Below are 13,991 nucleotides of genomic sequence, written 5' to 3'. Positions count from 1 at the left end.
ATGCACCGGAAAGGGCGATCTGCAGACTCCGGCAGTCCTCCCTCAGCAGCACGTGCTGCACGCCGGCAGGCGTCAGCAGGATGTCCTTGCAGCATGAGAGCGAAAAAAGGTCAAGCGGTTCAAAACCGTGGTCGAGCCCAACCGGCTCCGCGGCCGCCCGTAGAATACGGGCGCAGTCGCGCGGATCCCAAAAGACCCTTGCCGACGTAGCGTCCGACTGTGGCGCGTCCGCGAAAAAGGAGGCTCCATTGTCTTAGGAAAGATGATCCTGTCGTCAACTCGATTATCTTCATGTCGGCCTGGGCTCCGACAATGCAGGCGGACGGTGCCATTTTGGCGTGGTCGCGCTGGAATTGTGGATTGCGCCGAAGAAACTCCCAGGCCCAGGCAGTGCGTGGCAATCGTCTGGCGTAATGGTAAGCTTCGTGACGACGCCAGTCCGGCCAGCATTCAAGACCGACCGTCGCTTCCTTGGGCAGACCAGCACGCTTCACGGCTCAGGTGTCCACAATGCCGACGGGCCTAGAACCGGTTGCCACAGCACCGGTCCGCTCAGACGTCCCCTGCTGCGGATGCGCAAAAGGCTCGCGTGGGAAATCTCGAGAAACCCGGCCACCCCCTCCGTTTTGCCGACGGACTTGGGTTGTCCGATGCGCGACAATGGCCACGTCGCGAGGCGAAGGATCCGTTCCATGCGCGTGTCCGTCACCGTTACTATCCGGGTCAGATCCTTGGCCAAGCCGAACTCGATCATGCCCGCGAAGAGCTCGTAGGTTGCCTGGGCCAGCCCGCCCGCTGCCTTGGGCGCCGACGGAGGGAGATCGAGCGCGAAACGACTGCTCTCCCATATGTCGGCAGTCGAGGGCACGACGTCAGCACCCAGCAGCACCGGGAACGTGTCGCGCAACATTGTGGGTCCGGTGCTGGGCAAAAGACGCACGCAACCGCGAATTCGCCAGTCGGATCCCTTGAGGAGCAGATAGACAGGCTTCAGACCATCAAACGGGTCTGTTTCCATCTGGTCTTCGGTATCAACTTCCCAATCGAGCCTTTCCTTGAACACCCGAAACCTGAGCCCGTGCATCTCTTTGAGCTCGCTTGCGAACTCGTCGTAAAGGTCTGGTGTTATCAGCTGCATCATGGTCGCCTCCGTGCGGGATGTTTTCCCGCCATCGAAGGGCAAAGCCGGCAGCGATGCAGCCTGTAGAGGTTTACAGCTATCGTGGCCGACGAATCAGGATCTCGCCTGGCCGGAGGCAGCCAGTCGTGCAACGGCCTGGTTGATCGTTCGAACGCCAAGCTTTGCCTTGGCGTTTTCCAGATGAAAGGTCACGGTGCGCTTTGAGACGCCGAGAAGCTGGCTGATAACCCAAGCCGACTTGCCGCGCGCCGCCCATTTCAGGCACTCGAACTCCCGCGGGGTGAGCGTTACACCGTCCACCACGCGATCGTCGGCGAGCCTGCGCCGGACATGGCTATGAAAGTTGATGGCCACCAGCTGCAATGCTTTTTCGTAACGTGTCAGTGACCGCAACAGAGGCGGGCGGGACTCGTCGGAAGCAAAGGTCAGGGCAGCAAACCGGCCGCGATGATCATGCATGGATATCGTCAGGCCGCCGCGGATGCCAAACTCAGCCGCACTCTCCAGAATTTGTTGCTGCGAATTCGGCAGACAGTGCCGAGCGCGATCCACACCCCAATCGAAGGTATCCCAGCCTTGCAGCCCGCGCAGGATGACCGGATCAAGACTGTGGTACCGCTGTTGCAGATAACGTGATGTCCAGGATGAAGGATAGTTTGAGATCAATTGCGGGGCGTCGCCGGGGGCCGACGGGTAAGTGAAGTAGGCGAATAGCGGAAAATCGAAGCCGGCTGCAGCGGATGCCATTGCCTCACGGAGATCGGCAGCATCAACACTCGCAGACAGTTGCTCGACGAAGTTCTCAAACACGCGATGCATTTGCGCTTTGCGTAACCTCCGTGATCGCTCGATGCCAGGCAGAGACCTTGTTTTAAACGATCCCCGGACGGATACAGCGCGTGCCGAGAACCCCGTTAATCTGTTGAAACCCGTGATATTCTGACGTTGTCTATGAGCCGTGTGCCGCCGAGCCAGGCCGCGACAAGCAAGCGTGCCGGTCGGTCAAGGCTTGTCATCGGTCGCAGATCTGCCTCGTCGCGAAGTTCCAGGTATTCGACCTCGCGATAGCCCGCAGCCAGAATTGCTGCGCGCGCATCGGCAAGCGTTGGCAGGACGGGCGAGCCGCGGGCAAGCCGCTCAGCCGTCTGGAGCAATACCGATGGGAGCTTGGGGGCAACAGCACGCTCTGCTGGCGAGAGCCGGACATTGCGCGATGATAGTGCAAGACCGTCGGCTTCGCGGACTGTCGGACAAGGAACAATGGTGATTGGAATATCCAGGTCCCGGGCCATACGCCTGACTAGCTGAAGCTGCTGAAAGTCCTTTTCGCCAAAGAAGCCGAAGTCAGCGCTGGTCTGCAGGAAGAGCTTGGCGACGACGGTCGCCACGCCATCGAAATGTCCCGGCCGGAAGGCACCGCACAGGCCCTCGCTGACACCGGACACCGAAACGGTCGTGGCGAAGGCCGCCGGATACATCTCCTCTGCATCCGGCGCATAAAGCAGGTGCGCGCCAAGCGGTGCCAGTTTGGCGGCATCCTCGTCCTCGGTGCTCGGATACGCGGCGAGATCGGCCTGGCTGTTGAATTGCTTCGGGTTGACGAAGAGCGTCACGATCACCCGGTCGGCCTTCACGAGTGCCGCGCGCACCAGGCTGAGATGGCCCTCATGCAGGACACCCATCGTTGGCACGACGGCAATCCTCACGCCCTCGCGGCGCCATGCGGCGACAATTTCGCGAAGCTGGGCAACGCTCCTGACAATCGGCACGCTCACGCTGCTTCTCCGCTCTTGGTGCCGTCCGCGTCGGTGGGCTTGGGCGCATCGGCAAACACGTGCTCGGCGGCCGGAAACTGGCGCTCCTTCACTTCCCGCGCATAGGCCGCGATCGCAGCCGCAGCGGCCTCCCCCAGTTCAGCATAGCGCTTGACGAATTTGGGCCGGAAGTCGCCGAAGAGGCCCAGCATGTCGTCGACGACGAGAATCTGGCCGTCACAGGCTGCCGAGGCACCGATGCCAATGGTCGGGGTCGCCACCTCCCCGGTGATCCGGCGGGCGAGCGCCTCGGGAACCTTCTCCAGCACGACCGCAAAGGCGCCCGCTTCGCTCACCGCAAGCGCGTCGCGCCTGATGCGCTCGGCATCCCCGCCTCTGCCCTGCACGCGGTAGCCACCGATGGTGTTGATCGCCTGCGGCGTCAAGCCGACATGGGCCATGACCGGCACGCCGCGCGCGGCGAGGAAGCCGATCGTCTCTGCCATCGTTTCGCCGCCTTCGAGCTTGACGGCCGCGCAGCCGGTCTCGGCCATGACGCGCGCGGCATTGCGGAAAGCCTGCTCGGGGCTTTCCTCGAAGGAACCGAACGGCAGGTCGACCACCATCAGCGCCTGCTCGAGGCCACGGCGCACGGCCTGGCCGTGCGTGATCATCATCTCCAGCGTCACACCGAGCGTCGAGGGCAGGCCGTGCAGAACCATGCCGACGCTGTCGCCGACCAGCACCACATCGCAATGGGGATCGACAAGCCGGGCGACTGGGGTCGTGTAGGCGGTGAGGCAGACGAGCGGCGTCCCACCTTTACGCGAACGAATATCCGGCGGTGTAATCGCCTTGGTGTCACCAAACGCACTCAATGGACCCTCCTTCCCCAACGTTACCAACCGCGGGTGTCGCGTTTGCCACATTTTTGTGCAAGTGCGAAGAGCTAAAAAATGGCCGTGCAGCTGTGCGGTGTTGACGTGCGGACAGGCGCGCTTACACTTAAATCGATTCAGGCGCCCCCGAGCTGGCCAACCACTTTCGCGAACATGGACGATCAGGCAATAGGACCCAGGAAAGACAGAGCCGCCGTCAAGGCCGACGAAGTCAAAGTGGACCTGATCGCCTTTGTCGTCGCCGTAAACGACAGTGAACCCTGTGTCCTCACCATCGGCCAGGCGGACACCCTGCCCTCCGGACCATTTGCGCTTGAGCACCGATCGCTGCAATCCGGTTTGAGGGGGTGGGTCGAGCAGCAGACCGGCCATCCGCTGGGGTATATTGAGCAACTCTACACCTTCGCGGATCGGGATCGCATCGGCGCCGAGCGCCAGCAACGCGTCATCTCCATCAGCTATCTCGCATTGACCCGCAAGGAACAGGCAGCTGGCTCGCCCAAGTGCGGCTGGCAGAGTTGGTATGAATATTTTCCATGGGAGGACCACCGCTCCGGCACGCCTCCGGTCGTGCTGGACGTTCTGCGACCGCGCCTGATTGAATGGGCAGACGGCGTCAGCGACGCGGCCGCGCGACGTGAACGCTGGCAGCGGGCGACGATAGCCTTCGGCTTCGACGACCGCCTTTGGAACGAGGAACTCACGCTTCAACGCTATGAGTTGGTCTACGAAGCAGGCCTGGTCCAAGAGGCCGGAAGCGGACGGGACGCGACGCCGCCTCCGCTGGTGCCCAGCAAGTCTATGGTCGCCGATCATCGCCGCATCGTGGCGACCGGCATTGCGCGGCTGCGCTCCAAGATCAAATACCGGCCGGTCGTCTTTGAGCTGATGCCGCCGGTCTTCACGCTTTTGCAGCTGCAGCGAACCGTGGAGGCGCTCGCCGGCAGGCTCATCCACAAGCCGAACTTTCGCCGCCTGATCGAGCAGCAGGAGCTGGTCGAAGAGACCGGAGAGGCCACCACGGAGACCGGCGGCCGGCCAGCGAAGCTTTACCGGTTCCGCCACGCCGCTCTCGACGAGAGGGTCATCGCCGGGACAAAATTGCCGCTGGCGCGGGGTTGACATCCCTTATACTCACAGCAAGTATATGCTGGTTATTTTCAACTAGAGTATAAGCTGGAGGGGTCGATGAGCGCCATGCTGCCTACGGCCGCGTTTCTCTACGAGCGCGTCCGACGAGTGATCCCGCCGATTGAATGGCCGGCTTTCGTCGAGGATATCGAGGCGATCCTTGCACTGAAGCGCGAGCGCAACGCCATCATCCTGGCGCACAACTATCAGACCCCCGAGATCTTCCATTGCGTGGCCGACATCGTCGGCGACAGCTTGGCACTGGCCCGCACGGCTGCGACGATCGAGGCGCAAGTCATCGTGCTGGCCGGCGTGCATTTCATGGCCGAAACGGCCAAGCTCCTTAATCCGGACAAGACCGTGCTCATTCCGGATCTCAGCGCCGGATGCTCGTTGGCGGAATCGATCACGGCAGAAGACGTGCGCTTGATGCGCCAGCGTTATCCCGGCGTGCCGATCATCACTTATGTCAACACGTCGGCCGAAGTGAAAGCCGAGTCGGATATCTGCTGTACATCCGGCAACGCCAAGGCGGTCGTCCAATCCCTTGGCGTTCCCCAGGTGATCATGTTGCCGGACGAATATCTGGCCCAGAATATCGCCGCCCAGACCGATGTGCAGATCATCGCCTGGAAAGGGCATTGCGAGGTGCATGAGCGCTTTACACCGGCCGACATCCGCGAGTTGCGCGAAAGCCATCCCGGCGTGATCGTGCTCGCGCATCCCGAATGCCCGCCCGACGTCGTGGCTGAAGCAGATTTTTCCGGCTCGACCGCTGCCATGTCCGACTATGTCGAAAGGCAAAGGCCGCCACGTGTCGTGCTGATGACGGAATGCTCGATGAGCGACAACGTCGCGTTAGCGCACCCAGAGGTCGAGTTCATCCGGCCCTGCAATTTGTGCCCGCACATGAAGCGGATCACGCTTGCCAACATCCGCACGGCGCTCGAGCAGAACCACCATGTCGTAACCATCGAACCCGGGATCGCCGGGCGCGCGCGGCTTGCGGTCGAACGGATGCTGGCAATTTGAGCGCCGATATCCGCAGCTTCTTCGGGCGGCCCATCATCATCGGCGGCGGCATCGCCGGACTGATGACGGCGCTTCAACTGGCGCCGGAGCCGGTGCTTCTTCTGTCCAGGACGCTACTGGGAGCTGACAATTCGAGCACCTGGGCACAGGGTGGTCTGGCTGCAAGTTTCGGCGAAGACGACGATCCGGAACTGCACCTGGCCGATACGCTTGCCGCCGGGGATGGTCTCTGCGACACAGACGTGGCGAGCCGCATCCTCCAAGCCGCGCCCAAGGCGATAGAGGGGCTTGCGGGCTTTGGGGTTCCCTTCGACCGTACGTCGAAAGGATCACTGTGCCTCGGATTGGAGGCCGCACACAGCCGACGTCGCATCGTTCATGCGCATGGTGACGGCACCGGGCGTGAAATCATGCGTGCCCTGATCGCGGCTGTGCGTTCCACTCCGTCGATTGTTGTCGTGGAGGGCATGGAAGCGCGCCGGCTGGCGGTGCGAGAGAACGCGATCCGAGGCGTCTGGGCGAGCGGTTCGATAGGACCTGTCTTCTTCGGCTCACGGCGGGTCGTCCTCGCCACCGGTGGGATCGGGGGACTGTTTCTCGACACCACCAATCCTTGGGGCAGTTGCGGACAGGGCCTGGCGCTTGCGGCCCGCGCTGGAGCTGTTCTTGCCGACCTCGAGTTCATCCAGTTCCACCCGACCGCGCTTGACGGCCCGGAACGCCCTATGGTGCTGGTCAGCGAGGCCGTCCGCGGCGAAGGTGCTGCCCTGATCGACGAAACCGGCCAGGCTTTTCTCCAGAGCGTGCCAGGGGCGGAACTTGCGCCTCGTGATGTCTTGGCGCGCGCCGTCTGGAACCATCTTGCCAACGGCCACCGTGTTTTTCTCGACGCGCGGCAACGGCCTGGCCCGGAATTTGCTCGACACTTCCCGACAATCGCATCAGCCTGTCGTGGAGCCGGCATCAATCCCGCGCGCGATCTCATCCCCATTCGTCCGGCCCAACACTACCACATGGGTGGCGTTGCCGTGGACGGCTCCGGTAGGACGTCCGTCAAGGGGCTGTGGGCCTGCGGCGAAGTCGCTTCGACAGGACTGCATGGCGCCAACAGGCTCGCCAGCAATTCCTTGACCGAGGCCGTCGTGTGCGCCCGCTGGGTCGCTGAAAGTGTCGCCGGAACGCCTGCTCGCAGAACAAAGCCTGCGTTTGCGGACGTTTACCCATCGCCCGCTCCGACACCCGTGCGTGTTTTCCTGTCGCGCGCACTCGGCATCGTCCGGGATGGTGAAGGTTTGAAAGCAGCCGCACGTGCCTTATTGCCGCTCGCCGAAAGCAAGGACGCGGCCTCGGATGCGGCGGCTGTCGGGCTAATGATCGCGGTTGCCGCCTTGTTGCGCCAAGAAAGCCGCGGCGCTCATTACCGGACAGATTTTCCTCATCATGCGACTGTCGCCCGACGGTCCGAAATCACCCTCGAAGCCGCCTTGGCCGCTGCGCGGGAACTCGGAAACTCCCCAAGCCTCGAAGGGGCAAAGTGATGACGCTCTCACCGCTTCCCACGGTCATGCTTGAGCCGCTTGTAAGGGCAGCTCTTCTTGAAGACCTTGGCAGAGCCGGCGACTTGACCACGGAGGCCATCGTCCCGAAGGAACACCAAGCGGGAACCGTGTTGGCGGCGCGCCAGTCCGGAGTTGTCGCCGGCCTCGATCTGGCGATGCTCGCTTTCCGCTTGATTGATCCTGATGTCGAAATTTCGGTGGAGCGGGCAGACGGCTGCAATGTCATGGATGGAGAGGTCATTGCATCAGTGGTTGGCCCTGCCCGGGCCATTCTCACAGCCGAACGGACGGCACTCAATTTTTTGTGCCATCTGAGCGGCATCGCTACAGCAACGGCATCGATCGTCGCTGCGGTTCGTGGATATGGCGCGAAGATCGTCTGCACGCGCAAGACGACGCCCGGATTGAGGGCAGTCGAAAAGTATGCGGTGCGCGCGGGTGGCGGATCCAATCACCGTTTCGGCCTCGACGACGCAATTCTGATCAAGGACAACCACATCGCCATCGCAGGCGGCGTTCGCCCGGCGCTCGAGCGAGCACGAAGACGGGCCGGTCATCTCGTCAAGATCGAAGTCGAGGTCGATACGCTGGCCCAGTTGGAGGAGGTACTTGGCTTCGCTCCCGATGCGGTTCTGCTCGACAACATGTCCCTCGCCGATCTTCGCCGCGCGGTCGCAATCGTTGGTGGCCGCACTATCACCGAGGCTTCTGGCGGGATCACGTCCGATACAGCGCGAGCGATTGCCGCGACCGGCGTTGATCTGATTTCAGTCGGCCGACTGACCCACAGCGCGCCGATCCTGGATATCGGCCTCGACTATTGGGACTCATGATTGCCTGAGGAACGAACAGGATCGAATCAACTGTCCTTTCCGATCGTCGTCAATCAGACAGCAAAGCAAGGCAGAACCGGAGAACAGCATGGACATGCAAACAGCCAGTCCAACGCAGACATCGCCACAGGCTCAATCCCCTGACCCTGGAGCGTGGACCCTGGAGAAGGCTCAGGCACTTCACGATGCCCCCTTCAACAATCTCCTCTTCCTCGCGCAAACCGTGCACCGCCAGAATTTCGATCCAAACAAGGTCCAGCTCAGCCGGCTGCTCAGCATCAAGACGGGCGGATGCCCGGAGGATTGCGGCTATTGTAGCCAGTCGGCGCATCACGAGACCGGCCTGAAGGCGTCGAAGCTGATGGAGGTCAGGCGCGTCATCGTCGAGGCGAAGAAAGCGCGTGACGCCGGCGCAACCCGCTATTGCATGGGCGCGGCCTGGCGAAACCCCAAGGCGCGCGACATGGATACGGTGGTGGCGATGGTCGAAGGCGTCAAGGCGCTGGGCATGGAGACCTGCATGACGCTCGGCATGCTCGATCTTGAGCAAGCCGCTCGACTGAAGCAGGCTGGTCTCGACTTTTACAACCACAACATCGATACGTCGGAACGCTACTATAGCGAGATCATCAGCACGCGGAGCTTTGCGGAGCGGCTCGAGACGCTCGAGCACGTTCGCCAATCCGGCATCAATGTCTGCTGCGGCGGCATTGTCGGCATGGGCGAGGAGCCGGTGGACCGGATCGGCATGCTGGTGACGCTGGCCAACCTGCCGGAACATCCGCAAAGCGTTCCGATCAACATGCTGATCCCGATCCCCGGCACCCCGCTTGCCGACGCCAAGCCCATCGAGCCGATCGAATTCGTGCGCGTGATCGCGCTGGCGCGCATCATGATGCCGAAATCGCATATCCGTCTCTCCGCCGGCCGCACGGCCATGACCGACGAGATGCAGGCGCTGTGCTTTTTTGCCGGCGCCAACTCGATCTTCGTCGGCGACACGCTGCTGACGGCGGACAATCCCGGCGAGGACAAGGATACCCTGCTGTTCCGGCGCCTCGGCATCGAGCCGATGGAACTCGAGGCGCAATGAACGGGGCACCGCTTGCCCGCTATGAGGCGACCTTGCAGGGACTGGCGCGCAAGGACCGGCTGCGGACGCTGAAGCCGCGCGCCGGGCTCGACTTCTCGTCGAACGACTATCTCGGGCTTGCCGCCTCCAAAAGACTTGGCGAAGCGGTTGTGGCGGCGATTGCGCGGGGCACGCCGGTTGGCGCCACCGGGTCGCGGCTGTTGCGCGGCAATGCACCGGAACACGAGCAGCTCGAGGCAGACGCGGCAGCATTCTTTGGAGCCGACGGCGCGCTATTCTTCGGCAGCGGCTACATCGCCAACTTCGCTCTGCTGACTGCGCTGCCGCAGAAGGGCGACCTTTTGGTCCTCGATGAGCTCGCCCATGCCAGCATGCATGAGGGTGCGCAGGCCGGGCGCGCCGAGTTCAAGCTGGCCGCGCACAACGACGTCGATGCTGTCGAGGATGCGATCACGTGTTGGCGCGCCGAAGGCGGCATGGGATGCGTCTGGATCGCGGTGGAAAGCCTTTACAGCATGGATGGCGACTGCGCGCCTTTGGAGAGCCTGGTCGCGCTTGCCGATCGGCACGAGGCATTCCTCGTCGTCGACGAGGCGCACGCCACCGGCGTCTGGGGACCGGACGGCCGGGGGCTGGCCGCCGCTTTCGAGGGCCGCGACAACATCGTCGCGCTCCACACCTGCGGCAAGGCGCTCGGCGCATCTGGTGGGCTCGTGACCGGGCCGAGGACACTGTGCGAGTATCTGATCAACCGTTGCCGGCCATTCATCTACGCCACCGCGCCATCGCCGCTGATGGCGGTCGCGGCGCGCGAAGCGCTCGCAATGCTCGCCGACGAGCCTATGCGGCGTGTTCAGCTGCATGAACGCGTTGCCCTCGCAGGCCGCCAATTGGTCGATCGCTGCGGTGTGATGCCAAGTGGCTCTCAGATCCAGCCCTTGGTGATCGGCGATGTCAGGCGCACCATGGCAATGGCGGCGCGCCTGCAGGCCCGCGGCTTCGACATACGCGGCATTCGTCCGCCGACCGTGCCCGAGGGCACGTCGCGGCTGCGCATCTCACTGACGCTCAATATCGGCGAAGCCGACATTTCCGCCATGGTCGAGGCGCTCGTCGAGGTGTTGGCGCAGACATGACCGGAGGCGACATGACCAAGCGCATCGTCATCACCGGAACAGACACCGGAATTGGCAAGACGGTGTTTTCGGCCGGGCTTGCCGGCCTGCTTGACGGCTTCTACTGGAAGCCGGTGCAATCGGGCCTCGACGGCGAGACCGACAGCGAGGCGGTTGCGCGACTTGCCGGGCTGCCGTCGGGGCGCGTGCTGCCGGAAGCCTACCGCTTGAAGAGCCCGCTTTCGCCGCATCGTTCGGCCGAAATCGACGACGTTTCGATCGAGGCTGCCGATCTTTCGTTTCCGGTCCTGCCGACACCGCTCGTCATCGAAGGCGCCGGCGGGCTGATGGTGCCGCTGAACCGCCGGACAAGGTTCATCGACATATTCGAGCAATGGCAGTTGCCGGTCATTCTGTGCGCCCGCACCGCGCTCGGAACAATCAATCACACCCTGCTGTCGATCGAGGCCCTGCGGGCGCGCGCTATCCCGCTGGCTGGCATCGCCTTCATCGGCGATGAGATGACCGATACGCAACGGACGATCGTGGAATTCGGCGACGTGCCGCAACTCGGCAGGCTGCCGCACCTCGATCCGCTAACGGACAAAACGCTGAGACAAGCGATGATTGCCGGCTTCGACCTCGCTTTGATTGCCGGAGGCGAATGATGCCGCATTCCCGTGTGTGGCATCCCTTCACCCAGCACGCGCTCGAGCCGGCAATCCCTGAAATCGTCCTGACTGAAGGCGCCTATCTCCACAAAGCCAATGGCGTGCGCATTCTGGACGCCATTTCCTCCTGGTGGGTCGTCACACATGGCCACCGCCATCCCCGCATTATAAAGGCAATCGAGACGACCGCCTCGAGCCTCGACCAGATCATCTTCGCAGGTTTCACGCACGAGCCTGCCGAATGCTTGGCCAAGGCGCTTGTCGGACTCGCTCCCGCCGGACTCGACTGGGTGTTCTATTCCGACAGCGGCTCGACCAGCGTCGAAGTCGCGCTGAAGATGGCGCTCGGCTATTTCCGCAACATCGGCGCGCCGCGCTCGCGCATCGTCGTCATGGAGCACAGCTATCACGGCGACACGATCGGCACGATGAGCGTCGGTGCCCGTGGCGTGTTCAACGCCGCCTACGAACCCTTGCTGTTCGAGGTCGACACCATTCCCTTCCCGGCCGCCGGCCGCGAGCAGGAAACGCTGGATAGATTCGAGGCCGTCAGCCGCGACCGGCGCGCCGCCGCGCTGATCATCGAACCGCTGGTGCTTGGCGCCGGCGGCATGCGGATGTATCCGGCCTCGGTTCTGACCGGATTGAAGAAGATCGCCGAAGCCTCCGGCACGCTGCTGATCGCCGACGAGGTGATGACCGGCTGGGGCCGCACCGGGAGCATGTTCGCCTGCGAGCAGGCATCGATTTCTCCGGATATCCTGTGCACCTCGAAGGGCCTGACCGGTGGCACCATCCCGCTGGCGGCCACACTCGCCACCGATGCCATCTTCCAGGCTCACTATTCGACGGACAGGAAGAAGACCTTTTTCCACTCGAGTTCCTACACCGCCAATCCGATTGCCTGCGCGGCAGCACTCGCCAATGTCGAGATCTGGCAGGACGAGCCGGTGGCCGAGCGGATCGCGGCCCTGAGCGCGAAGCAGGCCGCCGGGCTTAGACGCTTTCGCGACAATCCCTACTTCACCGACAAGCGGACGACCGGCACGATTGCGGCGCTCGATCTTCGCGCCGGCTCAGCCGGTTATCTGGCCGAAATCGGCCCGAAACTGCGCGCTTTTTTCCTCAAGCGCGGGCTCCTTGTGCGCCCGCTCGGCAATGTCCTCTATCTTCTCCCGCCTTATTGCATCACCGGCGAGGAGCTGGACGGGCTCTATGACGCCATCGAGGAAGCCGGCGAACGCTTCGGTTCGAGGCCATGAGCAGGTCGTCGCGCCTTCTCGGGTTTGGCCATCATGCGCCTGGGCGAAAGGTGGCCAATGCCGAAATCGAGAACAATCTCGGCCTCGAACCGGGCTGGATCGAGCGGCGCACCGGAATTCGTTCGCGCTTCTGGGCAACGGACGAAGACACGCTGTCTGGCTTGGCCACGCAAGCCGGCGACATGGCTTTGGCGAACGCCGGCATTGCGCGCCACGACATCGGTCTGCTGTTACTTGCCACCTCGACGCCCGATCACCTCCTGCCGCCCAGCGCGCCCCTGGTCGCACATCGGTTGGGGCTGGGCCGCGCCGGCGCTGTCGATCTGACCGGCGCCTGCGCCGGCTTCATCTATGCGCTGATGTTCGCGGACGGATTTACCCGCCTGCACGGCAAAGCGAGCCTTGTTATCGCCGCCAACATCCTCAGCCGCCGCATCAATCCAGCCGAGCGCGCAAGCTCGGTCCTGTTTGCCGATGCCGCCGGCGCCCTGGTGATCGGTCAGTGCGATGATGCTGATCGGGGCATTCTCGGTGCCTCGGTGGATTCGGACGGCTCGCGATACGGGCTGATCCAGATTCCCGCAGGAGGAAGCAACAAGCCGTTCCACGGTGACCTCGATCTCGCGCAAACCCGAATGAGGATGACGGACGGCCGCGAAGTGTTCGCAATGGCCGTGGAGATGATGACCGATTGCTCGACAAGCGCTCTAGCCGCTGCCGGAGTGCGGCCACACGATCTCGGCCGGTTCGTGCCGCATCAGGCCAATACTCGGATTTTCGACGCGGTCGGGAGGAACCTCGGCATCGCGGACCAAGCAATTGTCAAGACGATTGCCGAATACGGCAACTCTTCGGCCGCGACGATCCCGCTGTCGCTCTCGCTCGCCAACCAGATGAAGCCATTCCAGCCTGGAGAGAAAATCCTTCTGTCGGCGGCGGGTGCGGGTCTCAGCGGCGGCGCTCTCGTGGTTGGAATCTAGCCGGCCGGCTCACGCGCGCAGGACTGGTCATGAATGGCGATAGGGCAACAGAACCAATGCCAAAATGGCCTTCTGAAGCTCGACATGACCGAGCTGACGCAGCACGACCCCGTGCGAGCCTCTGGATGAGATCAAATGCATCACCCGTTGCATCATTCGTGCCATCTGAATAAAGCTCAAATACAAAGGGTGAGCCGCCCCATATATGTCTGATACCCGACATTGTTCACATAAAAGGCTCGATGCTTACACGCTCTTTACTCTCTTCTCTTTGCTGTCTGCTCTTTTCTCTTTGCTCTTTGCTCTTCCGTCTTGACTAGCAGGAGCATGCGGCTTATCTCATTGCCGCGTTAGCACTCGCTTCGGCTGAGTGCTAAGCACGCTCCGGCAACGGAGAACCGTTCAACATTCGCACCAAGGAAATCCAAAAATGGCAAAGTCGAATTTCCGGCCGCTGCATGACCGCGTGGTCGTTCGCCGCGTCGAGTCCGAAGCGAAGACCGCCGGCGGGATCATCATCC

General features: G+C 62.7%; 14 protein-coding genes and 1 pseudogene. 10 read left to right on the top strand and 5 right to left on the bottom strand.

Annotation, left to right across the window (positions count from 1 at the left end; translation table 11 throughout):
* Positions 1-119: 119 nt before the first annotated feature.
* From NKI25_RS32315 to panB, 5 genes are all read right to left on the bottom strand, one after another.
* Complete coding sequence (locus NKI25_RS32315) at positions 120-494, bottom strand: transcriptional regulator domain-containing protein (RefSeq protein WP_352625290.1); 375 nt, start codon at positions 492-494, stop codon at positions 120-122.
* Positions 491-1,141 carry an acyl-homoserine-lactone synthase gene (locus NKI25_RS32310; RefSeq protein WP_352625288.1) on the bottom strand — a complete coding sequence of 217 codons (651 nt, stop codon included), beginning with the start codon at positions 1,139-1,141 and terminating at the stop codon, positions 491-493. The genes NKI25_RS32315 and NKI25_RS32310 overlap by 4 nt, the downstream gene beginning before the upstream one ends.
* Positions 1,142-1,234: 93 nt before the next feature.
* Positions 1,235-1,960 carry a LuxR family transcriptional regulator gene (locus NKI25_RS32305; RefSeq protein ID WP_352625286.1) on the bottom strand — a complete coding sequence of 242 codons (726 nt, stop codon included), beginning with the start codon at positions 1,958-1,960 and terminating at the stop codon, positions 1,235-1,237.
* 95 nt (positions 1,961-2,055) lie between these two features.
* Entirely contained in the window at positions 2,056-2,916 is an 861-nt protein-coding gene (gene panC, locus NKI25_RS32300; RefSeq protein WP_352625284.1) for a pantoate--beta-alanine ligase, read from the bottom strand.
* Complete coding sequence (panB, locus tag NKI25_RS32295) at positions 2,913-3,773, bottom strand: 3-methyl-2-oxobutanoate hydroxymethyltransferase (protein WP_352625282.1); 861 nt, start codon at positions 3,771-3,773, stop codon at positions 2,913-2,915. Before panB ends, panC begins: the two co-directional genes overlap by 4 nt.
* A 174-nt stretch (positions 3,774-3,947) precedes the next feature.
* Between panB and NKI25_RS32290 the strand changes: the two genes are divergently transcribed.
* The 10 genes and pseudogenes from NKI25_RS32290 to NKI25_RS32245 form a co-directional block, all read left to right on the top strand.
* A complete protein-coding gene (locus NKI25_RS32290; RefSeq protein WP_352625301.1) occupies positions 3,948-4,916 on the top strand; it encodes an NUDIX hydrolase in 969 nt (322 codons plus the stop codon).
* Between the two features lie 66 nt (positions 4,917-4,982).
* Positions 4,983-5,957: a quinolinate synthase NadA gene (gene nadA, locus NKI25_RS32285; RefSeq protein WP_352625280.1), complete on the top strand. Its 975-nt coding sequence runs from the start codon at positions 4,983-4,985 to the stop codon at positions 5,955-5,957.
* Positions 5,954-7,495, top strand: coding sequence for an L-aspartate oxidase (locus NKI25_RS32280; protein WP_352642186.1), 1,542 nt, complete (start codon positions 5,954-5,956; stop codon positions 7,493-7,495). The genes nadA and NKI25_RS32280 overlap by 4 nt, the downstream gene beginning before the upstream one ends.
* A complete protein-coding gene (nadC, locus tag NKI25_RS32275) occupies positions 7,495-8,349 on the top strand; it encodes a carboxylating nicotinate-nucleotide diphosphorylase (RefSeq protein ID WP_352643785.1) in 855 nt (284 codons plus the stop codon). The genes NKI25_RS32280 and nadC overlap by 1 nt, the downstream gene beginning before the upstream one ends.
* A gap of 94 nt (positions 8,350-8,443) precedes the next feature.
* The gene (gene bioB / locus NKI25_RS32270) at positions 8,444-9,442 is read left to right on the top strand and encodes a biotin synthase BioB (protein ID WP_353000461.1); all 999 of its coding nucleotides are present in this window, start codon (positions 8,444-8,446) and stop codon (positions 9,440-9,442) included.
* Positions 9,439-10,578, top strand: coding sequence for an 8-amino-7-oxononanoate synthase (locus NKI25_RS32265; RefSeq protein WP_352788665.1), 1,140 nt, complete (start codon positions 9,439-9,441; stop codon positions 10,576-10,578). Before bioB ends, NKI25_RS32265 begins: the two co-directional genes overlap by 4 nt.
* An 11-nt stretch (positions 10,579-10,589) precedes the next feature.
* Positions 10,590-11,225 (top strand): dethiobiotin synthase, encoded by a 636-nt coding sequence (gene bioD / locus NKI25_RS32260; RefSeq protein WP_023679599.1) that lies wholly within the window; start codon positions 10,590-10,592, stop codon positions 11,223-11,225.
* A complete protein-coding gene (locus NKI25_RS32255) occupies positions 11,225-12,490 on the top strand; it encodes an adenosylmethionine--8-amino-7-oxononanoate transaminase (RefSeq protein ID WP_023679598.1) in 1,266 nt (421 codons plus the stop codon). Before bioD ends, NKI25_RS32255 begins: the two co-directional genes overlap by 1 nt.
* The gene (bioZ, locus tag NKI25_RS32250; RefSeq protein WP_352788662.1) at positions 12,487-13,470 is read left to right on the top strand and encodes a 3-oxopimeloyl-[acyl-carrier-protein] synthase BioZ; all 984 of its coding nucleotides are present in this window, start codon (positions 12,487-12,489) and stop codon (positions 13,468-13,470) included. The genes NKI25_RS32255 and bioZ overlap by 4 nt, the downstream gene beginning before the upstream one ends.
* A gap of 430 nt (positions 13,471-13,900) precedes the next feature.
* Positions 13,901-13,991 (top strand): annotated as a pseudogene (locus NKI25_RS32245) (co-chaperone GroES); the annotation flags it as partial.

The sequence above is a fragment of the Mesorhizobium sp. M0808 genome, assembly GCF_040320025.1.
GTDB lineage: Bacteria > Pseudomonadota > Alphaproteobacteria > Rhizobiales > Rhizobiaceae > Mesorhizobium.
This window is presented reverse-complemented; position numbering and strand designations above follow the sequence as displayed.